At 58.0% G+C, this 25978-nt stretch carries 21 protein-coding genes; 11 read left to right on the top strand and 10 right to left on the bottom strand.

Features of this window, described 5'->3' with window-relative positions:
- Positions 1-21 precede the first annotated feature (21 nt).
- Entirely contained in the window at positions 22-1530 is a 1509-nt protein-coding gene (locus V6Z53_RS21060; RefSeq protein ID WP_338581543.1) for a tripartite tricarboxylate transporter permease, read from the top strand.
- A gap of 153 nt (positions 1531-1683) precedes the next feature.
- Here V6Z53_RS21060 and grxC read toward each other — a convergent pair whose 3' ends face one another.
- Positions 1684-1935 (bottom strand): glutaredoxin 3, encoded by a 252-nt coding sequence (grxC, locus tag V6Z53_RS21055; RefSeq protein ID WP_338581542.1) that lies wholly within the window; start codon positions 1933-1935, stop codon positions 1684-1686.
- Between the two features lie 26 nt (positions 1936-1961).
- Entirely contained in the window at positions 1962-2480 is a 519-nt protein-coding gene (locus tag V6Z53_RS21050; protein ID WP_338581540.1) for a carboxymuconolactone decarboxylase family protein, read from the bottom strand.
- 134 nt (positions 2481-2614) lie between these two features.
- On the opposite strand from V6Z53_RS21050, the gene V6Z53_RS21045 reads away from it, so the two are divergent.
- From V6Z53_RS21045 to mqo, 4 genes are all read left to right on the top strand, one after another.
- Positions 2615-3427 (top strand): AraC family transcriptional regulator, encoded by an 813-nt coding sequence (locus V6Z53_RS21045; protein WP_338581538.1) that lies wholly within the window; start codon positions 2615-2617, stop codon positions 3425-3427.
- Positions 3428-3433: 6 nt separating this feature from the next.
- Positions 3434-3838 (top strand): DUF488 family protein, encoded by a 405-nt coding sequence (locus V6Z53_RS21040; protein WP_338581537.1) that lies wholly within the window; start codon positions 3434-3436, stop codon positions 3836-3838.
- Between the two features lie 79 nt (positions 3839-3917).
- Positions 3918-4844: a Gfo/Idh/MocA family oxidoreductase gene (locus tag V6Z53_RS21035; protein ID WP_338581536.1), complete on the top strand. Its 927-nt coding sequence runs from the start codon at positions 3918-3920 to the stop codon at positions 4842-4844.
- Positions 4845-5083: 239 nt separating this feature from the next.
- A complete protein-coding gene (gene mqo, locus V6Z53_RS21030; RefSeq protein ID WP_338581535.1) occupies positions 5084-6724 on the top strand; it encodes a malate dehydrogenase (quinone) in 1641 nt (546 codons plus the stop codon).
- A gap of 159 nt (positions 6725-6883) precedes the next feature.
- Here mqo and V6Z53_RS21025 read toward each other — a convergent pair whose 3' ends face one another.
- Entirely contained in the window at positions 6884-10690 is a 3807-nt protein-coding gene (locus V6Z53_RS21025) for an autotransporter outer membrane beta-barrel domain-containing protein (RefSeq protein ID WP_338581534.1), read from the bottom strand.
- A gap of 334 nt (positions 10691-11024) precedes the next feature.
- On the opposite strand from V6Z53_RS21025, the gene V6Z53_RS21020 reads away from it, so the two are divergent.
- The 3 genes from V6Z53_RS21020 to V6Z53_RS21010 are packed head-to-tail and all read left to right on the top strand — an operon-like array spanning position 11025 to position 13820.
- Positions 11025-12341: an alpha/beta hydrolase gene (locus tag V6Z53_RS21020; RefSeq protein WP_338581533.1), complete on the top strand. Its 1317-nt coding sequence runs from the start codon at positions 11025-11027 to the stop codon at positions 12339-12341.
- Entirely contained in the window at positions 12338-12760 is a 423-nt protein-coding gene (locus tag V6Z53_RS21015) for a hypothetical protein (RefSeq protein WP_338581532.1), read from the top strand. The genes V6Z53_RS21020 and V6Z53_RS21015 overlap by 4 nt, the downstream gene beginning before the upstream one ends.
- Complete coding sequence (locus tag V6Z53_RS21010; protein WP_338581531.1) at positions 12744-13820, top strand: alpha/beta fold hydrolase; 1077 nt, start codon at positions 12744-12746, stop codon at positions 13818-13820. Before V6Z53_RS21015 ends, V6Z53_RS21010 begins: the two co-directional genes overlap by 17 nt.
- 261 nt (positions 13821-14081) lie before the next feature.
- Here V6Z53_RS21010 and V6Z53_RS21005 read toward each other — a convergent pair whose 3' ends face one another.
- From V6Z53_RS21005 to V6Z53_RS20980, 6 genes are all read right to left on the bottom strand, one after another.
- On the bottom strand, positions 14082-16334 hold the full coding sequence (locus V6Z53_RS21005; protein WP_338581530.1) for a TonB-dependent siderophore receptor: 2253 nt from the start codon (positions 16332-16334) through the stop codon (positions 14082-14084).
- Between the two features lie 442 nt (positions 16335-16776).
- The gene (locus tag V6Z53_RS21000) at positions 16777-17223 is read right to left on the bottom strand and encodes an NUDIX hydrolase (RefSeq protein WP_338581529.1); all 447 of its coding nucleotides are present in this window, start codon (positions 17221-17223) and stop codon (positions 16777-16779) included.
- Positions 17224-17422: 199 nt separating this feature from the next.
- Complete coding sequence (locus V6Z53_RS20995) at positions 17423-18619, bottom strand: patatin-like phospholipase family protein (protein ID WP_338581528.1); 1197 nt, start codon at positions 18617-18619, stop codon at positions 17423-17425.
- Positions 18620-18681: 62 nt separating this feature from the next.
- On the bottom strand, positions 18682-19260 hold the full coding sequence (locus V6Z53_RS20990) for a hypothetical protein (protein WP_338581527.1): 579 nt from the start codon (positions 19258-19260) through the stop codon (positions 18682-18684).
- 118 nt (positions 19261-19378) lie between these two features.
- Positions 19379-19615 (bottom strand): hypothetical protein, encoded by a 237-nt coding sequence (locus V6Z53_RS20985; protein ID WP_338581526.1) that lies wholly within the window; start codon positions 19613-19615, stop codon positions 19379-19381.
- A 529-nt stretch (positions 19616-20144) separates the two neighbouring features.
- Complete coding sequence (locus tag V6Z53_RS20980; protein ID WP_338581525.1) at positions 20145-20405, bottom strand: hypothetical protein; 261 nt, start codon at positions 20403-20405, stop codon at positions 20145-20147.
- A gap of 140 nt (positions 20406-20545) precedes the next feature.
- Between V6Z53_RS20980 and V6Z53_RS20975 the strand changes: the two genes are divergently transcribed.
- The 3 genes from V6Z53_RS20975 (at position 20546) to V6Z53_RS20965 (ending at position 25286) form a co-directional block, all read left to right on the top strand.
- Entirely contained in the window at positions 20546-22405 is a 1860-nt protein-coding gene (locus V6Z53_RS20975) for an ABC transporter ATP-binding protein (protein ID WP_338581524.1), read from the top strand.
- 443 nt (positions 22406-22848) lie between these two features.
- Positions 22849-24795, top strand: a complete 1947-nt coding sequence (locus V6Z53_RS20970; protein ID WP_338581523.1) for an alkyl sulfatase dimerization domain-containing protein — start codon at positions 22849-22851, stop codon at positions 24793-24795.
- A gap of 140 nt (positions 24796-24935) precedes the next feature.
- Positions 24936-25286 carry a hypothetical protein gene (locus tag V6Z53_RS20965; RefSeq protein WP_338581521.1) on the top strand — a complete coding sequence of 117 codons (351 nt, stop codon included), beginning with the start codon at positions 24936-24938 and terminating at the stop codon, positions 25284-25286.
- A 134-nt stretch (positions 25287-25420) separates the two neighbouring features.
- Here the strand turns inward: V6Z53_RS20965 and V6Z53_RS20960 are convergent, their stop codons facing one another.
- On the bottom strand, positions 25421-25963 hold the full coding sequence (locus V6Z53_RS20960; RefSeq protein ID WP_338586544.1) for an adenylate kinase: 543 nt from the start codon (positions 25961-25963) through the stop codon (positions 25421-25423).
- Positions 25964-25978: the final 15 nt, after the last annotated feature.

Raw genomic sequence — 25978 nt, 5'->3', positions numbered from 1 at the left:
GGGCCGAAGGAGATCGACATCTTGGACATTCTCGCAAGCCTGGCGATGGGGTTTTCCGCAGCGCTGACGCCGATCAATCTGATGTGGGGTTTCATCGGCTGTCTGCTCGGCACCGCCATTGGCGTCTTGCCGGGTATCGGGCCAGCGCTGACGGTGGCGTTGTTGCTGCCGATCACTGCCAAGGTCGACCCCACCGGCGCACTGATCATGTTCGCCGGGATCTACTACGGCGCGCAGTTCGGCGGTTCGACGACCTCGATTTTGCTCAACACCCCCGGTGAATCGTCCTCCATGGTCACGGCGCTGGAGGGCAACCGCATGGCGCGCAATGGCCGGGCGGGACCGGCGCTGGCGACGGCAGCGATTGGCTCGTTCGTGGCCGGCACCATCGCGACGATTCTGTTGACCTTGTTCGCGCCAATCGTGGCCAGGCTGGCGCTGAATTTTGGCCCGGCCGAGTATTTCGCGATTTTGGTGCTGTCGTTTACCACGGTGTCGGCAGTGCTCGGCGCGTCAATGCTGCGCGGCTTTGCTTCGCTGGGGATCGGGCTGACCATCGGCCTGATCGGCCTGGATTCGACCTCGGGCATTGCCCGTTACACCATGGGCGTTCCCGAACTGGTAGACGGCATCGAAGTGGTGCTGGTGGCGGTCGGCTTGTTTGCGGTCGGCGAAGCCTTGTATAGCCTGCTTTATCAATCAGAACAGGCAGAAGGGCGGCATCGCCTGACCTCGTTGTGGATGACTCGCGCTGACTGGAAACGCTCGGTGCCGGCCTGGCTGCGGGGCACGCTGATCGGCTTTCCGTTTGGCTCGATTCCGGCCGGTGGTGCGGAGATTCCGACGTTCCTGTCTTATTCCGCCGAGCGCAAACTCAGCAAATATCCGAAAGAGTTTTCGGCCAACAAAGGCGAGGGCGCCATTGAAGGTGTGGCCGGCCCGGAAGCGGCCAACAACGCCAGTGCGACTGGCTCGCTGGTGCCATTGCTGACCCTCGGCATTCCAACGTCCGCCACGGCGGCGATCCTGTTGGCGGCGTTTCAGAACTACAACCTGCAACCGGGGCCGATGCTGTTCGAAACCTCCGCCGATCTGGTCTGGACACTGGTGGCTTCGCTTTACATCGGCAACGTCATCCTGCTGGTGCTGAACCTGCCGTTAGTGGGCTTGTGGGTCAAGCTGCTGCAAATTCCCCGACCGTACCTGAACGCCGGCATTCTGGTGTTCGCCACCATCGGCGTGTACGGCATGCGCCACTCTTCCTTCGACCTGCTGCTGATGCTGGCAATCGGATGGGCCGGGGTGTTGATGCGCCGCTTCGACTTCCCCGTCGCGCCGGTGATCGTTGGCATGCTGCTTGGACCGATGGCCGAGAAGCAACTGCGCAACGCCTTGTCCATCAGCGAAGGCGACTGGACGGTGTTTTTCACCCAACCGATCTCGGCGGTTTTCATGGCCCTGACCTTGCTGGTGCTGTTGGTGCCGTACCTGCTGCACAAGCGTGGGATCAAGTTGCACGAAGACGACTGAGCGTACACAACAACTGTGGGAGCGGGCTTGCCCGCGAAAGCGTCGGCTCAGTCACATCAATATTGAATGTGCCGACGTCTTCGCGGGCAAGCCCGCTCCCACAGGGTTTGGCGTTGTTCACGAAATCGAGCAGGCAGGCTCGTTCCTACAGGCTCAGGCCAGCATCGACATCAACCCACCCTGGCGATCCAGTTTTGCCAGGTCATCAAAGCCGCCGATGTGCGCGTCGCCGATGAAAATCTGCGGCACGCTGCGACGGCCGCTGCGCTCAAGCATTTCCTCAAGTTTGCCCGGCTCACGCTGAATGTTGATCTCGTGCATTTTCACGCCTTTGCTGGCCAGCAGTGATTTGGCGCTGCGGCAGTAAGGGCAGGTGTCAGTGGTGTAAAGGGTCACAGTGTTCATGCTCGTATTCTCCGCAGCGAGGTTGATCAGGCGTTGATGGCCGGGAAGTCGATATCGGTCAGGGCGACGTTGTTCAGGTAGTTGGTCAGCGTCTGCGAGGCCACGTGGGCGATCACTTCGATGATCTTCGCGTCATTGATCCCGGCGGCGCGGGCGGCGGCGATCTGATCGCTGCTCAGGTGTCCGCGGCTTTCGGTGACCTGTTTGGCCAGCAGGGCGTAGGCGTCGAGTTGTCCTTCACGGGCGCTGAGGATTTCCTCGCTGGAGAGCCCGGCCTTGCCGGCAAACAGCGTGTGCGCCGCCAGGCAGTAATCGCAGCCGTTGACCTGCGAGGTGGCGAGGAAGATCGCTTCCTTCTCCGTAGCGCTCAAGGATGTCTTGCCCAGTGCCGCCGAGTTCTGCAGGTACGAGGCCAGCACGGCGGGGGCGAGAGCCAACACGCGGAAGACGTTGGGCAGGAAACCGATTTTCTTCTGCACGCCTTCCAGTAACGGGCGGGTGGCTTCGGTGGCGTGTTCGAGGCTGACAGGGACAATGCGGGTCATGGTGACTCTCCGAGGATTCAAGCGCGACAGGCGCTGGGTACGGAGTCCATGCTAGTGATTCGCTCTGGTCAATTGGATGCAAATCGTCGACGATATGCGACAGATCGTCCAGAACTGCTCCCGGGAGCCTACCCATGGATCGCTTGTCCACCTTGCTTACGCATTTCGGCGTCAATGCCGGCACCTTCCACAGCGGCACGTTTTGCGGCACGACCGCCTTCGATGGCACTCAGGTGTGCGGGCATGTGCACTTGCTGCAGGCCGGCGAGGTCGCGCTGAAGCTGGGTGACGAGCGCGAGCTGCAACTGACCGAGCCGACGCTGATCTTTTTCCCTCGGCCGTATCGCCATCGTTTGTTCGCTTCAGAGGCGTCCGCCACGCAACTGGTGTGCGCATCGCTGAGTTTCGATGGCGGCTCAGGCAATGCACTCGCTTCGGCATTGCCGGAGTATCTGGTACTCAAACTCGATGAAATCCCCACCATGGCCAGCACGTTGCAATGGCTGTTCGACGAAGCTTTCGCGGGCACCTGTGGCCGTGAAGCGGTGATGGATCGGCTGTTCGAACTGGTGGTGATCCTGTTGTTGCGGCACATCCTCACCAGCCGCAATCAACAGCCGGGCATGATGGCCGGCCTTGCCGATCCGCGCCTGGCACGCCCCTTGAACCTCATGCACGAAGCACCGGGCAAGCCTTGGAGCGTGGCCGAATTATCAGCGGCGGCCAATATGTCCCGCGCCAGTTTCGCAGAACACTTCAAGCGAGTAGTGGGGCAGGCACCGGTGGATTATCTGGTGAGCTGGCGCATCAGCCTGGCGCAGAAACGCTTGCGCGAAGGCAAGCCGATTGCGCTGATCGCCGAAGAAGTCGGCTACGAAAGCCCATCGGCGCTGGCCAGGGCGTTTCGCCGCAAGACCGGGGTCAGCCCGCGCGAGTGGAGAGGGTGAACAGTCATGATCCAGTGCAAAAGTAGCGGCGAGCCTGCCACGCCTGAGGATGGGCGGCGCATTCTGGTGGATCGCCTGTGGCCGCAAGATTGCCCCAAGGATTCGTTGCGTTTGGATGACTGGTCACCCGATGTCGCGCCATCGGTTGATCTACAGAACGCTTTCGATACCGGGGCGCTGGATTTCACCCGGTACAGCGCAGCCTATCGTCTGGAGCTAACCGCGCAGCCGGCGCATTGGTGGGCGCTTTTGCCGTCCGCCGAAACGGTGACGCTGACGTTGGTCTTCACAGCCAAAGATCCACTGCAAAACCATGCCGTCTTGCTCGCCCAGTGGCTGGAGGATGAGATTGATCGATACGGCGGTTCCAGTTCACCGGCGTGTTATCGGGATGAATTTCCGGACTATTGAAAAGCGAAAATGACTTCCGCGCGATACAAACGTAATCTCGCCAGTTCGCTGACCAAAAACAAAAAATCAGGAGTCATTGATGCAACCGATCCGTCTCGGTCTGGTGGGCTACGGCAAGATTGCCCAGGATCAACACGTTCCCGCGATCAACGCCAACCCCGCGTTCCAGTTGGTGGCTGTCGCCACGCAAGGGCAGCCCTGCGCCGGGGTGGAAAATTTTCAGTCCCTTGGCGAGCTGCTCGAAAACGGCCCGCAGGTCGATGCGATTGCGTTTTGCACGCCGCCGCAAGGGCGATTCGCCTTGGTGCAACAAGCGCTCGCCGCGGGCAAACACGTACTGGTAGAAAAACCACCGTGCGCCACCCTGGGTGAAGCGATTGCGTTGGTGAGCCAGGCAGAGGTGCAAGGCGTCAGCGGTCTGTTCGCCTGGCATTCACGCTACGCGCCCGGCATCGAAGCTGCCCGCGACTGGCTGGCCAGCCGCACCGTGCAAAGCGTACAGATCGACTGGAAGGAAGACGTGCGCAAGTGGCACCCCGGCCAGGCGTGGATCTGGCAACCCGGCGGCCTGGGCGTCTTCGATCCGGGCATCAATGCCTTGTCGATTGCAACCCATCTGCTGGCGCTGCCGCTGTTTGTCGAGTCCGCCGAACTGCGCGTCCCGAGCAACTGCCAGTCACCGATTGCCGCTTCCATCAAAATGTCTGACGCACGCCACCTCGACGTCCGCGCCGAATTCGATTTCGACCATGGTCACGACGAACTCTGGAGCATCGAGATTCGCTGCGCCGAAGGCGTCCTGCGACTGGACAACGGTGGCGCGTTGTTGAGCATCGACGGCGTGCGCCAGACCGTATCGGAAGAGGGCGAGTACGCGGCGGTGTATCGACACTTTCAACAGCTGATCGGCGATCAGGCCAGTGACCTCGACCTCCAGCCGCTGCGACTGGTTGCCGACAGTTTTTTTGTTGGCAGTCGTGTTTCGGTCGAGGCGTTTTACGATTAACGGCAGGGTTGGCCGTAATTAAATGCACTTTGGCACAAAAAAGAAGTAAACACCCCCACAGGGTCGCTTGATCCTCGTTACCCTGATGTTCATCGGGGTGTCGAGCGTGGGGGCAAATCCGATTCACGTGATGCTTGATCTCGAAGTTTCCCGTCAGGTTTTACCCACCTACCACCAACGAGAGAGCCAACCGAGCGGCAGGGATGACCGTGAATTCGCGAGAGAATCACATGATGAACATGAGAAAATTGAAACACGTCCTTGCCGGTTTAACCCTGTCATTTGGCGCTGTGCATGCGCAGGCCGAAGAGGCCAAAAAAGTCGATGTACTGCTGATCGGCGGCGGCATCATGAGTGCGACTTTGGGCGTCTGGCTGCATGAGCTCGAGCCGGGGCTTTCCATGGAAATGGTCGAGCGTCTCGACGGTGTCGCTCTGGAAAGCTCCAATGGCTGGAACAACGCGGGTACAGGCCATTCGGCTCTGGCCGAGTTGAATTACACGCCGCAGGACGAGAACGGAAAAGTCACGATCAACAAGGCTGTTGAAGTCAATGAAGGCTTCCAGCTGACCCGGCAATTCTGGGCCTGGCAGGTCAGGCAAGGCGTGTTGAAGAATCCGCGCTCGTTTATCAATTCCACGCCGCACATGAGCTTCGTCTGGGGCGAGGACAACGTGCGCTTTCTGAAAAAGCGTTATGAGGCGTTGCAGGCCAGCCCGTTGTTCCGCGGCATGCAGTACTCCGAAGACCCGGCTGTCATCAAGAAATGGGTTCCGCTGATGATAGAAGGGCGTGATCCGAAGCAGAAAATCGCCGCCACGTGGAACCCCAATGGCACCGACGTGAATTTTGGCGAAGTAACCCGGCAACTGGTCGGTTACCTGCAAACCTCTCCCGGTTTTGCCCTGAAGTTGTCGAGCGAAGTGCAGGACATCACCCATAACAACGACGGTAGTTGGCGCGTCAGCTACAAAAACCTCAAGGATGGTAGCGAAACCGTCACCGACGCCCGGTTCCTGTTCATTGGTGCGGGCGGTGGTGCGCTGAAACTGTTGCAGAAGTCGGGGATTCCCGAGGCCAGGGAATACGCAGGCTTTCCGGTGGGCGGCTCATTCCTGGTCACGGAAAATCCGGCCATTACCGAGCGCCATCTCGCCAAGGCCTATGGCCAGGCTTCAGTGGGCGCGCCACCGATGTCGGTTCCGCATCTGGACACCCGCGTGCTCGACGGCAAGCGCCTGATCCTGTTTGGCCCGTTCGCCACCTTCAGCACCAAGTTTCTCAAGCAGGGTTCTTATCTCGACCTGTTGAGTACCACCACCACAGACAATGCGTGGCCGATGACCCGCGTTGGCATCAAGCAGTATCCATTGGTCCAGTACCTCGCGGGTCAACTGATGCTGTCGGACGCGGATCGTATCAATGCCTTGAAGGAATACTTTCCCAACGCCAAAGCCGAGGATTGGCGTCTGTGGCAGGCAGGCCAGCGCGTACAGGTGATCAAGCGTGACGAAGCGGCCGGTGGCGTCCTGAAACTGGGCACCGAGATTGTCACGTCCCAGGACGGCACCATTGCCGGGTTGCTGGGTGCATCCCCCGGCGCGTCGACCGCCGTCCCGATCATGGTGAGCCTGCTGCAGAAGGTCTTCAAAGACAAAGTCGCGACGCCGGCATGGCAGGAGAAACTCCACCAGATCCTGCCAAGCTACGGCACCCAGCTCAATGACGATCCGGAAAAAGTGGCGCAGGAGTGGGCCTACACCGCCAAGGTGCTGGAACTGATGCCGCCACCGGCGATCAGCCAGGTCGCCACGCCGGATGTTGAAAAAGAAGCGACCCGACCCGTAAAGGACAATGCGTCGGCCGACATGGCGCTGTGATCAAAAAGCCCGCTGGACGTTAATCGTCAGCGGGCTTTTCAGTGGGGCGATTGCTGTTTGGCACGTCGGACTGTGGATTCAACGGGTAGATGGCAGTTTTACTTTGAAATGAGCCTACGGTGGCAACAGCTATGGATCTTGCGCCATGCGGTATTAACCTCAAAAGTTGATTTTGAAACCCAGCATGGCGTCGTAACCATGGCTGTCACCGTCGAAGCCCTGGCGATAGCCTGCCGAAGCGGTGAAAGTGGTGCGCTGGTTGGCTTGGTAATCCACTCCCAGATTGATTTCCCCCCACGTGCCCTGGATGTCCGCCTCGAACGGGATATAACCCGATTGAGATGAGAACTCGGTTTTCGGTTGCCCTTTGAATTCGTGCCAGACACTGGGGCGGATCCATGCGTTGGTGCGCCGTGTGCGCTGGTCGACACCTTCAGTGTCCCAGTCTTTGGCGATGCGCACGCCGGCCCGGCCAATAAGCGATTCCACGTCCTTGAACCGGATATTGGCGCCGACATCATCGCTGCTGTCCAGGTCAACGTAACTGTAGATTGCCTGCAATTGGGGTTCGACATACCAGTCCTTGTCCATCTCAAACGGGTAGCCATTCTCCAGCGAAGCGGTATACCCCCAGCCTCGGGTTTTCAGGCCGGACAGATCGTTAGGCTTGGCTTCGATGTCGAAACGATTGATCTGAACTACGCCGTCCAGATACCAGCCAGACGGGCCGAAGTGTGTCCAATAGGCTCCCACGCCATAGGCGCGCAATGTATCTTCGCCGGCGGCACGTCGGGTGTAGTGGCTGACGCCCGCGTCGATGGTGCCAGCCGACAAGGATAGGCCGGCCTGATCATGACTGCCATCCGCATCGACCTTGCGATACAGGTCGGTACCCACCTGAAACGCAGTCAGGTCGTAGTTGTAATCCGGTGTGTTGCCCAAGGCGTTTTTTTGATCCCCATCCTGCTTGCCGCTTCGGTAGATCACGCGTCCCCATCCCATGGATGGGGCGTAGGTGGTCTGGTCTTGCGCAGGAAGCGGGTCGTCAGCGTTGAGGCGCTCCTCGCCGACGCGCTCGTGCAGGGTATCAACCAGCGTACGGCCGTAGACCAGAGCCAGCGCTGGCAACGCGCCGTACAGCGAGACTTCCGGTCGATAGTTGGGTATTCGTGCGGGGGTTGGGTCAGGAGGGTCATCCGGTATTGGGGCATCCGACCGCAGGAACCAGGTGTCTTTGGCGCTGCCATCCTCGGCGCCTTGCTGCAAACGATACTCGTATGGTCCGGCAACCACCCGGCGAGTGAGGCGAAAAGCGTTCGGATCGCTCGCCGCCGCCGACTTGTCGAGCAGTTCGACGACGGCAATGCCGTTGCCTTGGGTCAACTCACCCAGTCCCCCTTTATTAGTGACTGCAATCCTCGTGGCACCGCTGCCTGTTTCGGTCGAGTCCACCACCAGCATGTCGGAGCGGCTGTTTGTACCGCCTTCGTTCAGGGTGGAATTGAGCAGCAGGCTGCCGCCGTTCGAAACGAAAACCCCACCGCCATCAGTGCCTGCTGTAGTCGCACCGCTGATTAGCATGACGTTGCCAACAGTGTTGCTTGCACCGGACAGGTCAAGTGTGCCGCTGTTGATGAAACGGTTCACACCGAGCAATTGACCTTGTACAGCACCACCTGGAGTTGGCGTGTTTGCCGCTTGGCCCAGGGGCAAATAGGCACCGGCTGCATTGAAATTGACGACACCGGTCGCCGGTTGCGCTGCCAGGCGAATGAGGCCGCTGTTGTCGATGCTGTTGGCGGTTGCCGAACCCAGGTTGCTGACCGCGATCCCCCAGGTGTCGCGGTTGCCGCTGCCGGTGCTGTCGGCAAAGTTGCGCAGCGTCCAGGTGCCGCTGTTGGACAGGGTGCTGGTGGCGCTCGTGGCGGTGACCGAGCCGGTCATCTGCCCCGTGTTGATCAGGCTGAAAACCGTGCCCGGAAGGGTAGCGTCCGCGCGCACCGCCGCATCACTGAGGGCGCCGATTGCGCCTGAGTTGCTCAACGATTGCGTTGCGCCGGCAAGGGCGATGCCGCTGCTGTCTGCCCAGCCGCCCTGAATCGTCGCGGTGTTGCTGACGCTGGCCGTTCCGCTCTGGGTCAATGCATCGATCCCTGAAGAGCCTGCGCCCCGGCTGGTGATCGCTCCCGAATTGCTGACCGAAACGTTGGCTGCACCCGATGCCTGGGCAAGAATCCCCTGGCTGTTGCTCGCGCCAAGCGTCTGGATTGCCCCAGTGTTGACGATAGTCTGCTGACCACTGGTGGAGAGCGTGCGGATTCCTCGTTGTTCATTGCCACGGGCGATCAGCTGTGCGCTATTGCTGACACTGAGCGCGCTTAGCCCGGTGCCTGAGTTGAACGCATTGCCGGCAAGAATGGCGGCTCCCTGGCCATTGACGTCGATCAGCGGCCCGGTGAACGCAACATTTACCGCTCCCCCCAAGGTCAAAGCCTGAATGCCGAAAGCGCCAATGCCGGTACCATCGCCTGTACCGGCATTGGAATGGGTAATGATCGTACCGCCGGCATTGACGTCTACTGTGCCCGTCAACGATTGGGTGGAGGCATAAATGCCGTTGGCGTTGCTGTGAAGCGTTTCAATGCGATTGCCGGTGTAATTGACACGGACATTGCCACCGGTCGAGTCGATCCGGATGCCGCCCGCACCAAAACCGCTGGCGGAGATATCGCCTCCGTAATCCACCAGAACATTGCCGCCCTCGGCACTGATGATGATGCCGTAGGCCCGAGTGGTGTTCAGCCCGCCGAGCACGGTGATGTTGCCATTGCCGGTAACGGTGGCATCACCTGTGCCGCGCTTGATGATATAGATGGCTCGTGAACCGGCATCATTGGCCGTGCTGCCAACATTGAGCACTGCGTTGTTTTCGATGCTGATCGAACCGGTCGCGCCGACGTTGTCGTTGGCATAGATGCCGTGGCCGGCGCCACCGGTTGTAGCAATTGCGCCGTTGTTGACGATGGTGATGCTGCCCACGGTTGAGAAGGCGCGTATGCCGGAGCCGCTTAGTCCGTTGGTATTGATCGTTCCGCTATTGTTCAGAAGAGTGTTCCCGGCACCACCCTCGGTAAAAATACCGAACGCATTCATGCCGATCCCCTGGATGTTGGCGGCACTCGTTACGGTGGTGTTGCCATTGACCGCGCGAGTATGAACCCCGGCATGGTTGCCGATGCCGGCGGTGGGCAAGGTATCGTCGAGTATGGGAGGACCGGCGGACAGTGCATCGTCATTGTTGATCAGAATACTGACCCCGGCACCGACATTGACCTGGGTGTCGCCACTGCCTGTGGCCTTGGTCCAGATGCCATTACCACCGAGGAGGGTGATCTGACCGTTACCCTCATGTGTCAGATTGATCCCACCGCTGCCGCTGGCGCTGATATCGATCCCGTCGTGTTCATTGCCGACGACGGTATTGAGAATGTTCAGTGTGGTGCCTGAAGTCACCGAGAACGTCGACAACCCGCTGCCGGCATTGGTGATCGCCAGTGCATCCAGCCCGCTGCCCCCGACGTTGACGGTATTGGTGCCACCGTTGACGGTCAGGCTCGCGTTGCCGGTACCGATCACATTGGAAAACACTGCGTTGGCCGCCGTAGGTGGCGTGCTATTGATGGAAGTGCCACTGAGCGTGATCGTTGAGTTGCTGTTGTTGCCACGACTCAGCACTGAAGAGCCGGCAGTGGTCGTGATAGTCGTGCCGGGCTGAGTGGTGATCGACGCATCGACAGTTGCTGCGGGCGTGCATGTCTGCGATACGTTGTAGGCCCCGGCAGCCAGCGGACCACAGGCTGCCTGGGCATTCATCGGGGTGACAGCGTTCGCAATGGCAACAAGCAAGGCGCTGCGAATGAAGTGGGGGGAAAGCTCGGTGCAAGTCCGGCCGCAAATGATGTGCATTAAACCTCCTTGTTCACCTCATTCAAGTCTCTCTGGATACCCTCGGCACGGCACTTCCATTGCCCCATGATCACAGTGATAAACCATAGTAGATATTTCAAAGGTTCGAGAAATAACTGAAAAACCCTGCGGGAGGGACCGAACGCCGTCGTCGTTGACGTCGCTGAACTCTTCACGTTCGTCCTTGTGTTGCTGTACTCCAATTGAGCTTTCCAACTTCATTAACCGATGGCTGGTTTGCTTTACCCCCCATTGAGGGTAGCCCCCGCAGCCGTGGCGCTCAGTAAGCTATTGCTGCTGCGCGGTATACGGATTCCCTGCGAATGGAGTGGCAATGAAAAACCAAAAAAAACCAACGGTGCACCCTGAGCGACCGGCTATCGGTATGCCTCGCGTGTTGCGCGCACATCAACCCGACCGTGAGGCCCGTGCGTTCCTGCGCCTGGCCAATCTCTCCATGAGTCTGCGCCGCGCAGAAGACTATTCGCTGCCCAAACTGCGCCTGGGCTGGCGATTGACGGCGCTGGCACTCGCGCGCAATCCGCCGGTGGGTTCCGTGACCGAGCAACTGATCGACGGGCCGGGTGGTGACATCGCCCTGCGCATCTTCAAACCTGACAATGCGCAGCAACTGCGGCCCGCGTTCATGTGGTTTTTTGGCGGTGGGTTCATCATTGGCGATCTGGACACCGCTGACGGCATCTGCCGCAGCATCGCGCTGGCCGCCAACTGCATCGTCATTGCCGTGCGCTACCGACTGGCGCCGGAGCACGACCTGTCTGCGGGCCGTGCCGATGCCCTCGCGGCATTCGAGTGGATGGCAAAAAACGGCGCGCAGTTGGGTATCGATACGACTCGCCTGGCGATTGGCGGCGATTCGGCGGGTGGCAATCTCTGTGCTGCCGTTGCCCAGGAAAGTCTGCGTCGCGGCGGCCCGTTACCGAGCCTGCAAGTGCTGGTTTACCCGGCCACCGAACTGGTGGAGAAATTCCCTTCCTACGCGGAGAACGCTTACGGGCGTGCGTTGCTGACCGATCATGCGATGCAATGGATCGAACGAACCCTGGCGCCTTCGCTCGATACGCTGGACCTGCTTGATCCCTGGTACTCCCCGCGCCGCAGCCCGGACCTGCGCGGCCTGGCGCCGGCAATCGTCGTCAGTGCCGGTTTCGATCCGATCCGCGATGACGGCCTGGACTATGCCGCTCGCTTGCGAGCAGCCGACGTGCCGGTGGAGCTGTTGCACTACGGGGGCCAGTTCCACGGGTTCCTCAATTTTGATTCGGTCAACAGTGCCAGCCGCGATGCGTTGCAGCGCATCGGCAATGCACTGACGACGGCGTTCGCCCGACAACCGGCTGCGGACAGGACGATCGAGATCGCCGACAGGGGGCCACGCAGGCATTCGCGCCTGCGCGCTACCGCTGACGAGTTGGCAACCGCCACCTTGACCACTTGGGTAGTCACCGAACGGTGGGGCATCGCTTTGTTGCGGCTGCTATCGCCAAAAGCGGCCGGTGCCTGCCGGTTGTTGATCAGGCCTTGGCTCTTGCCCACCGTCATCATTCGGCGAAGAGCCATTTCCGGCCTGGACCGACTGGCCGCGCGCCAAACCTGGCCGACAGACAAAAACTGCACTGTGAAACCTTGATCGAGGACTACGTCATGGCATTACCGGATCCGTTCAAATTGTATCGCGAGGCCATCACCCGGTTTGAGAACGGCGTCAATGCCCTGGCCGCCCGTAACATCGATTCAAAAGAAGTCGGTCTTGTGATCGACCAGTATTCGAAGGTTGCGCTCGGGTTGCAGCACCTGTCGCAGACATCGCTGGAGCGTTTGCACAAGCGCATGGGCCTGCCCAGCCGCGCCGAAGTCAACGCCCTGGCCACCGCTTTGCGGCGAGTAGAGGACAAGCTCGATCAATTGCTTCCAGCCCCCACCCATCCGGCGATTGCACCGCAACCGCCACGGACGCGGCGCCCATTGGCTGAAGTGCCCCCGACGCCACTCAAACTGGCATCCAAGCGCAAAAGAAAGGCAGGAGGTGACGATGAGCCGGCCGCATGACAACAAGATCGCTGACATGTCGGTGACCGACAGACTCCGTTCGGAGGTCAGCATGATGGTCCAGCGTGTCCTCAAGGGGCTCGAGTACCTGAGCACGCCGCCGCCAGCGGTGGGCTTGACGCCCAAGACCCTCGTGCACCGTCGCGGGACCTTGTGCCTGTACCACTATCACGCGACATCGGACGAGATCTATCGCGTGCCGTTGCTGTTTGTCATGGCGACGACCAGCAAGGCGGCCATCTTCGACCTGACGAAGGGACAGAGCCTGATCGAGTTTCTGCTCGCAAAGGGCTACGACGTCTATGTCATGGACTGGAATGCGCCGAGCCAGGAAGAGGCCCATCTGAAGCTTGACCACTACGTGCTCGACTTCATTCCGGATTGTATTCGCCGGGTGCAGCAAGACTCGGGCGTGGAAGACATCACGCTGATTGGCTACTGCATGGGCGGTGTGCTGGCGACGCTTTACGCCGCGCTGCATCCCGCAGGACCGTTGAAGAACCTGGTGTGTTTCACGACACCCATCGACTGGACGAAGATGCCCCTGGCCAAACAGCGTCACTTCAAGGCTGAACGCTTGATTGATGCGACGGGTCTGGTCCCGCCTGAGGCCATTATCAAGGCGATTGAATTGCATCGCCCCGCAGGCCGCATTGCCGGCCAGGCCCGGCTCTGGGCCAACATGTGGAGCGACGACTACGTCAGGGGACACCGCATGATGGCGCGTTTCAATGACGAAACCTTGCCGCTTCCCGGCGGGTATTTCCGGCAGATCCATCAAGAATTCGGGCTAAAGAATTCGCTGTACGAAGGTGGCTTGCGCATCGGTGGTCAAGCGGTCGATTTGAAGAACATCGAGGCTTCGCTGCTGCACATCATCGCGCAATACGATTCCCTGGTACCGCCTGATTGTGCGCAGCCTTTGGTGGCCCGCGTGGGTTCGCGCGACAAGGAAGAGCTGATGCTGCCGGGCGGGCATGTCAGCCTGGTAGCGGGGCCGGCCGCGATCAAGCGGATGTGGCCCAGGCTCGATCAATGGCTGGGTGGCCGATCCGTATGAACATCGCGAAGGTGGTAGCAGACAACTGCATGAAGCCAACTGACCGACCCGACGCGCACGACATCACTGGTTGTATCAACGGGCCTGCTGCTTTGGCTGGTCGCATGAAGCTTTAGTACAGGCAAAAAAAAGCCCGCGATGGGGAGTGCGGGCCGGGAATCACAAAAGGAGTGGGATCTACCGTACGCCGACGGTTGTGAAAATATTGTGAGATGAGTTGAGCAAGGCCAGGCACAGAGCCTGGCCACCCAGCGCTGTGTCTTAGAAACGATACTTCGCTGAAGCCGTAATGCTGCGTGGTGCACCGTATGTCAGCGCGCCGTAGGCATCGAAGATGTCGAAGTACTTCTCATCGGTAATGTTGTCCGCGTTCACTTGGGCCGAGAGGTTTTCGGTGATCTCGTAACGAGCCATCAGGTTGACCAGTGCATAGGCATCCTGCTGGATTTTCTCGGAGTTGCCGGCCGGGTTGGTGGCGTAGGTGTAGATCGAGTCCTGCCAGTTAACCCCGCCGCCAATGGTCAGCTTGTTGAAAACACCTGGTAGACGGTAGGTGGTGAAGGTGCGCAGCAACTTGGTCGGGTACAGGGTGTTGACGTCGTCGCCATGGGCGTCTTCAGCCTTGAACTGGGTGTAGCCGATGGTGGCATTCCAGTCGGTGGCGATTTCACCGGACACTTCAAGCTCAAAGCCCTTGCTGGTCGCGCCTTTGGTGGCCTCGTAGGCGAAGCCGCCGACGGGGTTCGTAGGGTCGATCAGCTCGCCGGTGTTCTTGCCCAGATTATCCTGTTTGATCTGGAAGATCGCCGCGGAAGCGTTCAAGCGGCCGCCGAAGTATTCACCCTTGAGGCCCAATTCCGTGCTCTCGCCAACAATCGGGTCGAGTTCCTGGCCATTGCGGTCGCGTACCGACTGAGGCAGGAAAATTTCCGTATAGCTGGCATAGGCCGAGAGGTTGTCGGTGAGGTCGTAGACCACGCCGGCATAAGGCGTCAGCTCGTGATCGACATCGGTCTTGCTCACTTCCGAGAACACGTCATCGGCGGTCTTCTCGTACCAGCTTTCACGGGCGCCGAGAATCACTTTCAAATCGTCGGTCACGCTCAGGCGGGTGGCTGCGTAAAGCCCTTTCTGCCGGGTCTCGCTGTAGCCGTAGTCAGTCCGCGGGCCCCAGATCGGCTCGGGGAAGTGGCCGTTGTAACTGTCGAAGTCGGCAACACCGTCAAACCCGGTTTGCGCATTGAGTGCATCGGCGTCGAACTTCTGTTTGCTGTCCACGTAACCGAAGGCCACTTCGTGCTCGCGGCCCAGGAACGTGAACGGGCCATTGAAGCGGATGCCGTAGTCGTCCTGGGTAGTCTCGGTCTTGTAGGTCGCCGGGAACGAGAACATGCCAGAGCTGCCGTTCTGCCCGGGATTGCCGGAGAGATACAGCAGGGAAGAGTCGCCGGTTCGCTCGCCACGGTTGTAGCTGAGGTGCACTTGCCAGTCGTTGGCAAACGTGTGGTCGAGGTTGACGAAGTAGGTTTTGTAAGTGGTGTCCCACTTGCTCCAGTCAGCAGACGTTGTCTTCGAGCGGCTCCAGTGAGTGCGGCTGCCATCGGCATACCAGACCGGCAGGCCACCCCACATTGGAGATTCGGCATTGCTTTCCTGGTGACTCAAGCCGAACCACAAGGTGGTGTCGGGCGTCAGGTCGATGTCCATGGTGCCGTAAAGGGTCTGGCGCTTGTTCGAGTTCATGTCGATCCAGGTGTCGCCCTCATTGGTCTCCCCGACAAAGCGCGCACGAATCGTGCCTTCCTCGTTCAGCGCCGTGGACACATCGGTCTCCACGCCATAGGTGTCCCAAGTACCGGCGCTCAGCTCCACCGAACCCTTCAGTTCCTTGCTGTTGGCGCGCTTGCGCACCATGTTGAGGGACGCGGAAGGGTCACCCGCGCCGGTCATCAAACCGTTGGCGCCGCGCACCACTTCAACTCGGTCATACATGGCCAGACTGCTGAAAATCTCACCCGAACTCCATGGCTGCTCATAGATGGTCGGTACGCCATCGATCATCAGCGAGTTGAGTTCAAAGCCGCGGGCGTTGAACTGGGCACGGCTGGTTTCATAGCGATTGACCGACACACCGGTGGCGTTGTTGACCACGTCGAGGATGGTTTTCAGATCCTGGTCTTGAATGCGCTGTTGGGTGACGACGCTGACGGACTGCGGTGTTTCGCGCAGCGACATGGTCAACGGCGTGGCCGTGCGCGCAGCATCCGTCGTGTAAGAGTTAGTGCCCTCGGTAACCCCGACTTGCTCTGCGTTGGCAGTCTCGGTGATTGCGATGGGGTTCAAGGTCAAAGCGCTTTCAGTCGTCTGCTCAGTTGCTTCCGCCGCCTGCAAGGACGGAGCCGCGACGGTGATACCGGCCGCAAGCATGTGTACTGCGAGAGCCAGAGGCCGGAGTGCCAGGGACGAACGCGGGGCAACGGTGTTTTCTGCACACAGGAAGATTGGGGCGGACATGCGAACTCACATATGAATTGGTGTTATTTGAGAATAACTATCATACGCATGCGTTAATCATTGAGGAATGGGTTTTATACCTATTTGAGAACATTTATCATATGTGACAGCGTCCGGCACATTCCCTGGACCTGATCATTCTCACTAATGGCCTCCTGTAAACATCCTTCTTTGACCCAACTGGTTGAGATCCACTACGAGGAACTCAAGGCCTGCCGGAAAAATACCGAGCTGTGTTTCTGCTCTCCCGTTGCGAAGGATTCACCCTGCGTGAGATCGCTATGCAGTTGGATATCAAGGAGCGCACCATCGAAAAGCAGATCGCCAAAGGGATGCAGCACTGTCGTGCCCGCCTGATCGGGGCATAACGGTACCTTGCTCGGTGAAAGCCGCCGGTCACCAGTGCCGAGGTTTCCATCAATCGGCCCATTCACCCTGTGGCTTACTTCAGCAGCGAAAGGGACTTGAGCAGGTCGAGCAGGCCTTCAGGCACCAAAGGGGAGGCGGGGCTGAAGTTCGTGCTGTCGCACCATTTGGCATGGAAAACCGCCCCGTTGCTTTCCTGACCTTCTATCTCGTTTTTTTCGTAGACAAGCACGTCGTCGAATGTCGCGTCATAGATCTGGACGATTTCGTGCCCTGGCTTGCCGGCGTAGGTGAAGAGGCTTTCCAGAGTACCCAGCAGGCGAACGCCATGAATCGGCAAACCCAACTCTTCCTGCACCTCCCTGACTATCGCATCGGCACTTCTCTCGCCAAATTCGATGCCGCCGCCGATGGGGCGATAGAGGATTCGTTGTTCCTCGGTATCGTGAAACTGATTGACCAAAATCTTGCCAAGATGATGAAAGATGCAGAGGGCGAGGGGGCGAATGCGATGTTCGGACACCGGTAAAATTCCTTTTTATAAAGCGGATTTGTGAAAGTACAGGCAAGCGAACCCATCTGGGGCTGTATTCATTAATTCTGGAATCTAGCGTTCCAGATTGAGAGTCTCCTGAACATGAGCGGGCAGGGCGGCCAGAAACGCGGAGTAGTTGATTCAATGACGCCGGTGCGCCAGATTGCCTCAATCTTTTAGCGGGTTTTTATCGTTTGGTGTTTTCCGAGTACGGCGATTTATGCCAAGGATAGCCCTTTACGCTAAGTTGAAAGGCGTAATCGAATAGACGCTTCATGTACTCGCCATCGAATTTCCGCAGGTGCGGAAAGTTGAAGTCGGAGTCAATGTACGCAAGATTGAAATCCGCTCCATCCTGCTGCGCCATACGGTAAATTCGCTCCAGGTCACTGATCCCCTGAGTTTGAATCAATGCGCTGATGGCGCGACCGCCGATGCTCAATGTACGGCGTTTGGTCCCGGACCACTGTGGCTCCAGTGTCCCGTTACGAATGACATAGAAATGGCGGTCGAGTCGCAAAGGGGCTCCGACGGCTTTGCTCAGCGCCATCACAGTGTTGGGTGGGTATAGAAACACTTGCGTGATGACCCCGCCGTCCACGTGCATTTCCTGAAACTGTTTGCCGTCAACCTCCACATCGATCATGACCGGCGAGACTGCACCGGGAATACTCATGGAAGCGAGCATGATGCTGCGAAAGAGTTCGAGCGCTCCCGGTGCTTGGCTTGCGGCAATAGCGCCCATGTTCCAGGTGACTGGCCGCCCTGAATCAAGGTCAGTGGTGCCGATCAGCAGAATTCGTCCTTTGGAATATTCCAGCGCAATCGTCGCAAGAATCTCTGCCGTGACGTATTTTGCGATGAGCCGCGACAGTGGCTTGCTGTCCGCTATCCCGTCGCTGGCAAAACGCGTTAACACGTTTCGCGAATGAAAAATGTCTTTTGGACCGATTGCGTTGGAGACGTAACGAATCACGCCGTCATATTCAGACCCCAGGTAGGCAAACGGGGCGACGAGGGCGCCCGCGCTAATGCCTGTGACGACCTTGAAAATGGGGCGGGTCCCATGCGTAGTCCATCCGGCAATCAGCCCCGCTGCGAATGCGCCTGCATCTCCACCGCCGGAAACTGCCAGCATGTGTGCCAGCGGCAGGACATCGTTCGGCTTTCCGGAGTCGGCGAGCAACAGGCTCTCACGTTTGTTGGACTGAACCGCATCCTCAATGAAAGGGGTCTGGTCATGGTCCAGCCTGTAGCGAGCATCAGGGATGCCCGGGATGATGGCTTTTTCCGTCAAGGTTGGCGGAACCGCGTCTCGGCGAGGCAGACACGCTTGAAGAAACATGTCCAAAGAGGCGCCAGGTCTGAGCGGAAATGGTTTCAAATTGCCTCCTCCGGCCCTGCCGGTCGACAGCCAATGCGCTCATCGTGAAGCCCGCAGCTATCCTACGTTAGTTGAAGTCTCTCTAATGCGTAATCCTTACCTGTCAAGGTAAGTTCAAAAGTGGTGGCGCCGAATGTGCCCCTTGTCACTTTTTGCTCCACAAGACGTTTCGCCTGGAGTTGCTTCAGACCGGCTTCAACTTCCAATGTGCTGAGTGAGACAAGCTTGCAAATCGAGTCCAGGTTTGCAACTTTTCTGAAGTTCGCATGATAGGCCAATGCTTCCATCAGCAGCGTTTGGTTATCTGTCAGCTTTGGAAATTGAGGGTTGTTTTTTTTGTAAACTTTCCGCTCTATCTCGTGTAACTCGCCGTAAGTTCCATCAGTGATGCGGGCGTAATAAATCGCTACAGACATAGTGCTGAGTAAAATCGCGATAATCATCAGTGACCAATTCGGCATTGGCGTTTCCAGCAAGAGCCAATCCCAAAAACGCAGTAGCCAGCCCGTGGTATCTGCTGACAACGTCAGGTCGAAGTGAGTGTCGAGCAGCTTTATGGCAGCCCAAGTGACAAGGAAAATTCCAGCCGGGTAGGCCATTACCTTGAACCTGAACGGGGAATGCCTGCCTTGTGCTGACATGATGATCGTCTCTAGTGCAGAAACAGATGCAATCAGCATAGCAGTGGAAAAATGTCCCTATGGCAGACGACCTGCAAGGTGCCAAATGCGGTATGAGCGCTCCTCGTTTGGAAAAGCATCACTGGCTATCCAGGTTCTTTCTGAACCCGCGAAGGTTCATGGCGCACAGGCAAAACTGCAGGGCGATCAGCGCGTAGGCTTCGGCGTGTACGCCCCAGATCACCCACAAAACGTTGCTGATAATAAAGCTGATGAAACCTGTCATTCTCCGGCCTGGACGTTGAGACCCGATCAGCCATGCAGCGAGCACTGTCACCACCATAGCGGGCCATTGAACCCAATCAAGATAAGCCAAGACGTTCACCTCCCAAGTCACTCGAACGGTTGACAAGATCCGGTCGTGATAATTACAGACGGGGCGTCGTTGAGCGGTGGATGCGACCTGTTTGTACTGTAAGCGACACGCCATCGAACTCTGCCTGGGGTTTCCTGTCGACCCATCACCCGTTTCTCAACACGCTCGGCGGTGACTTCAAACACGATCACGATTAGCTCGCGACCGTCTGACACACTCCCGGCTATGGTGATCGCGATGAATTGTCTTATATGTGTCGGTACTGCGCAGCGCATTCAATGTCACGGCCCCTGGGAAGAGCGGGATTGTCCGGAATGTGGTCGTTATCGCGTGTCGGATGAGCTCCTCATGATGCTGATGGAGCAAGGTCAAATATTCGATGTGAGCAAAACCAGGCGTTGGCTCGATAGTCGGCGAGGGGAGGGAGCTGTTCCTTCAATCGAAATTCATGAAGCGCTTCTACGGCCCTGAAGTCAGGGGTAACAGTCGACCTTCGCTGATGGGGCCATGGCATAGCTTGATCCGACACTCATTTTATTTGCGTCCCGGGCACGAAAAGTTTACCTGGGTCATCGAACTCCTTCAGGTCAATCAAGGCTCGGCAAACGCAATGCGAGAACTGTTTCTGCAGCGTATCGGGGTCTTTCCAGGCTATTTGCGATGCTTGTAAATGCTTATTCTCGGGCGATTTATAGCAGACACAATTGTCGAGTCGGGTGATGCCGTCATTTGTGCTCTGACAAGCCGTGGTCAGCAAAGAGATCGCGATGAGCATTGCATAGCGTTTCATTGGCTCCCCTCCGAGACGATTGCGAAGGCCTTACCAAGCAAAACGCAATCTGCTCAATACGCCCGAAATTAGAAAGAAGCTTAGCTGTCATTTTCCAACGCTGGCAGAATCCCCTCAACTTGATCGTTTTGGAGAACACCATGCTTCGTGCGTTTGAACGAAGACTCGACCCTTTCCCGCCCGACGAGGTGCCACCGCCACCCAACGGCCTGGCTCGATTCCTGTGGGCCTGTACGCGGGGCGCCCGCGGTTACATCCTTGCGCTTACGTTGCTCAGTGCCGCTGTGTCGATTTACGAAGCCTGGCTTTTTTCCTTCCTCGGGCAGGTCGTGGATCTGCTCTCGACCTGGCAGGCTGGTGGCGAGGCGGCTGCGCAGGAAACCCGCGTGTTGTGGGGCATGGGCATCGTCATGGTGACCAGTGTCGGGCTGGTGGCGTTGCGCACCATGGTGCAGCACCAGATATTGGCGATTAACTTACCGTTGCGACTGCGCTGGGATTTCCATCGCCTGATGCTGCGGCAAAGCCTTTCGTTTTTTTCCGATGAGTTTTCCGGCCGGGTCACCACCAAGGTAATGCAGACTGCGCTAGCGGTGCGCGACGTGCTATTCACCCTGATCGAGATCGCCCCCGGGATCGGGGTGTATTTCATCGCGATCATCGCATTGGCCGGCGGCTTCGCACTGAAGCTGATGCTGCCTTTCGTTGCCTGGGTCGTGCTGTTCGGGCTGGCCATGATGTACTTCGTGCCGCGCTTGGGGAAAGTCGGCCAGGAACAAGCCAATGCGCGGTCGCTGATGACCGGGCGTATCTCGGACGCCTACACCAATATCACGACGGTGAAGCTGTTCTCCCACTCCAATCGCGAAGCGCACTTCGCGCGAGCAGCGATGGAGGATTTCAAGCAAACCGGCTTTCGTCAGATGCGCCTGGTCAGCCAGTTCGAGATCGTCAACCAGGCATTGGTGGTGGCGTTGATCATGGCCGCCGGCGGTTATGCGCTGTGGTTATGGCATCAGGGCGAGGTCGGCGCTGGTGCCGTGGCGGCAATCACCGCCATGGCGTTGCGTATCAATGGCATGTCGCACTGGATCATGTGGCAAATGACCTCGCTGTTCGAGAGCATCGGCACCGTGCAGGATGGCATGGCGACGTTTACCCGCGGCCCCAAGGTGCAAGATGCACCGGACGCGGGCGTGCTGGTGACCTCCGGCGGCGCTGTGACTTTCGATAAGGTGAGCTTCAACTACAGTGGCGAACGCCAGGTGCTCGATGGCCTGAGCCTGAACATTCGCGCGGGCGAAAAAATCGGCCTGGTTGGCCGTTCAGGCGCAGGCAAATCCACGCTGATCAACCTGCTGCTGCGATTCTATGATGTCGACAGCGGGCAGATTCGCATCGACGGGCAAGACATCGCAAAAGTGACACAAGACAGCCTGCGTGGTGCCATCGGCATGGTCACCCAGGACACTTCCCTGTTGCACCGTTCCATTCGCGACAACATCGCCTACGGCCGTCCCGATGCGACCGACGCACAAATCCGCAGCGCCGCGGCCAGTGCCCAGGCCCATGAATTCATCAGCCAACTGAGCGACCGGCAAGGCCACACCGGCTACGACACCCTGGTCGGTGAGCGCGGCATCAAGCTGTCGGGCGGCCAGCGCCAGCGCGTCGCGATTGCCCGAGTGATGCTCAAGAACGCCCCGATTCTGCTGCTTGACGAGGCGACCAGCGCTCTGGATTCGGAAGTCGAAGTGGCTATTCAGGAAAGCCTTGATGAAATGATGGAGGGTAAAACCGTGATCGCCATCGCCCATCGGCTGTCCACGATTGCGGCGATGGATCGACTGGTTGTCATGGATGACGGACGCATCATCGAACAGGGCACCCACACCGAACTGCTCGCGAAGAACGGCATCTATGCGCGGCTTTGGCAGCATCAGAGTGGCGGGTTCCTGGGTGAGGATCAGGGCGTGGTCGAGGCTATGGATCAGGTGTGAGTGTGAAGGGTGTGCGGGGTTCGATCGTTGTCAGTCGGGGAGGGCTGCTCAGACCCATGGCTGCCTGTTTTAGAGGGCAGCCAACGACTGTGGATTCAACCGGTCGATGCAATACAACTAAATTCTGTCTAAGCAGAAGGACTGTTTCCAACGCAAAACTGCCGTTGGGCAGCTCTTGGGCGTCCGCCAAAAAACTGGTATTTGTGATCAGTCTCGCGCGGTTCGATTTTGCCTAAAACAATCCCATCGATCCGAATGGGATCTGGATTTCTCGACTTATTTTCATCAGGAACTACTTTTATTTGAGCCTGCTGCTACGGCTTTGGTGTAGCGCATTTCGACTAAAAGGAGCTTGGAAGATGAAATTCAGTATGAAGGCGCCAAGTAAGAGTTTGCTTCGTGGCGAGTGGCGCACCCTCAAAACGACAGGGGTCATCTGTTCCTTGGTAGCTTCAATTGCAGTAGCCACCCAAGCTATCGCCGCAGAGACCGAGAAACCAAAGCCTGCATCGGAAGCCACCAAAGCCGCTAACAATGCGCTGCTCAAGGAGCTGCCGTTCAACGACAAGACGTCCTTTGAGCTGGCTCACAAAGGATTTATTGCTCCCCTGCCATCGACAGTCATTAAGGGCACCTCGGGCAATGTAATCTGGGACCCGGCCAAATACGCGTTTATCAAAGAAGGCGAAGAGGCTCCGGATACTACCAACCCCAGTCTGTGGCGGCAGTCCCAGCTGATCAACATTTCCGGCTTGTTCGAGGTGACTGACGGTATCTATCAGGTTCGCAACTACGACCTGTCGAATATGACCATCGTCGAGGGCAAGGATGGCATCACCGTGTTCGACCCGCTGATTTCTGCCGAAACCGCCAAGGCTGCACTCGATCTTTATTACCAGCATCGACCGAAAAAGCCGGTCGTGGCGGTGATTTACACCCACAGCCATGTTGACCACTACGGTGGTGTACGTGGTGTGGTGAACGAAGAGGATGTGAAAGCCGGCAAGGTGAAGATTTACGCCCCGCTTGGATTCATCGAGCATGCGGTAGCCGAAAACGTCATGGCCGGGACCGCCATGAGTCGTCGCGCCAGCTACATGTACGGCAACCTGTTGCCTCCGGCTCCGACCGGTCAATTGGGTGCCGGTCTGGGCACCACGACATCGGCGGGCACGGTGACGCTGATCCCGCCGACCGACATCATCAAGGCGACCGGCGAAACCCATGTCATTGACGGCCTGACGTACCAGTTCCTATACGCCCCTGGCAGTGAAGCGCCCGCTGAGATGCTCTATTACATCAAGGAGAAGAAAGCGCTCAACACCGCCGAAGACTCCACCCACACCCTGCACAACACTTACTCGTTGCGCGGCGCGAAGATCCGTGAACCGTTGCCGTGGTCAAAATACCTCAACGAGGCACTCAAGCTGTGGGGCGACGATGTCCAAGTGATGTATGCCATGCACCACTGGCCAGTCTGGGGTAACAAGGAGGTACGCGAGCAGTTGTCTTCCCAGCGTGACATGTACCGCTACATCAACGACGAAACCCTGCGGATGATCAACAAGGGTTACACCATGGTCGAGATCGCCGAGCAGTTCAAACTGCCCAAGGCAATCGCCAACAAATTCTCCAACCGTGGCTACTACGGTTCGGTGAACCACAACGTCAAAGCTACCTACGTGTTGTATCTGGGCTGGTTTACCGGTAATCCGGCGCAGTTGAACGAACTGCCACCAGAGGAAGGCGGCAAGCATTACGTCGAGATGATGGGCGGCGAAGAGGCGGTCCTCAAGAAAGCCAAGGAGTATTTCGATAAGGGTGAGTTCCGCTGGGTCGCCGAAGTCGTTAATCATGTGGTGTTCGCCAATCCAGGCAACCAGGCGGCCAAGAACATGCAGGCCGATGCCCTGGAGCAATTGGGCTACCAGGCCGAAAGTGGGCCATGGCGTAACTTCTATCTCACCGGCGCCAAGGAGTTGCGCGAAGGTGTGATGAAGCTGCCGACACCAGATACCGCCAGCCCGGATACGGTGCGGGCGATGGATCTGGACTTGTTCTTTGACTTCCTGGCCATGCGCTTGAATGGGCCAAAAGCCGAAGGCAAGCGATTGTCGCTCAACTTCGATTTCACCGACCTCAAACAGAAATACTCGGTGGAAATGGAGAATGGCGTGCTTAACCATACCGAAGGCGTTGAAGCAAAAGATGCGGATGCGAAGGTGACCCTGAGCCGCGACACGCTGAACAAGATCGTGTTGAAAGAGACCACGTTGAAAGACGCACTGGCCTCAGGGGATATCAAAATCGATGGAGAGCAAGGGAAGCTGGAGGAGCTGGTGTCCTACATGGACAACTTCGATTTCTGGTTCAACATCGTGACGCCGTAACGAAAGCCAATCATGTCGCAGGTAGCTCTGCGGCAAACCAATCGTTCCTGGAGGATGGCAGTGTGCGAACGCGCTGCCGTCACTCCAGTAGAACATTCAGCCTTTCTTGATTGGATTTCCCACCAACTTGGACGGAACCTATGAAATTAGCGATATGGGTGTTGGCTTTACTGTCTTTGGCAGGATGTGCAACTCCAACCATGAACGAGATGCGTCAGGAAGCCCCTCGCGAGGTTTTGCATTCAAAAAAAACCGACAAGGTCATCGCGGATTGCGTTCAGCGCGAGTGGCAAAGCCTGTTCGTTTTTGAAGGACGGGATGGGGCAACCCAGGAATCGGGCAGCAAAAGCGGCTACACCGTAGCAACGAGTGGCTCCGCGTATTTTGTCGACATCCAGCCAGAAACATCTGGTTCGGTGGCTAAATATTACGCTGCGACGTCTCTCTGGATATCAAAAAAACACTTGGCCGCGTTACAAAGCTGTATCTGAATCACCCCTGATTTCGTAAACAATGGATGACCCCTATTGGCCGTTTTCTGCCTGACGCGACCGGCAGCAACCGACCCAATATAGACATTGCTAAAGCGCGTTGAGAATCGTGCCTCGATCGTCAAGGTTTCGAGCTATTGCGATACGTGTGGCAACGCATGAATGACATCCGCAGCCATCTTTTCAGCACTGTTGATCCCGTCAATCCGTAGGACCGGAACGGTCTGCTCTGATAGCCACGCCTCGTGCCACGCCCGGTTGCGTCCTGAAAAGTTCGGATCGTCATACTGCGAAGCCCATTCCCGAAAGGCCACGTGTATCTCATGCATGTCACCACCCGGTGCTATCCGATCTCCAAAGCGCTCCTTTTCACGCGCGGCCAGCCGTTTAAGGCGAACGGGCGTTGGTGTGACAACGAACACAATCAAATCGACATGGGTAATCAGCGCTTCTCCCCAGCCCATACAAGAGCCGGTCAGCACCCAATCGTCGTCACCGAACTTTTGCTGGATCAATGACACGCGCTCACTGGGAGGCCGCTTGGTTGTAAAAGGAGGGTTAGTGGGTATCCAGAAATAATCATCGACATCGACCTGTTGTACACCGAGCAGAGTTGCGATGTTTTGACCCACAGTAGTCACGCCCGCACACGAAGCACCTGTAATGTAAATCCGCAATTTTTCCTCCATGGA

The sequence above is a fragment of the Pseudomonas sp. MAG733B genome (assembly GCF_036884845.1).
Taxonomy (GTDB): Bacteria; Pseudomonadota; Gammaproteobacteria; order Pseudomonadales; family Pseudomonadaceae; genus Aquipseudomonas.
Note: the sequence above shows the minus strand (reverse complement) of the source record. Positions and strands in the feature narration are given on the sequence as shown.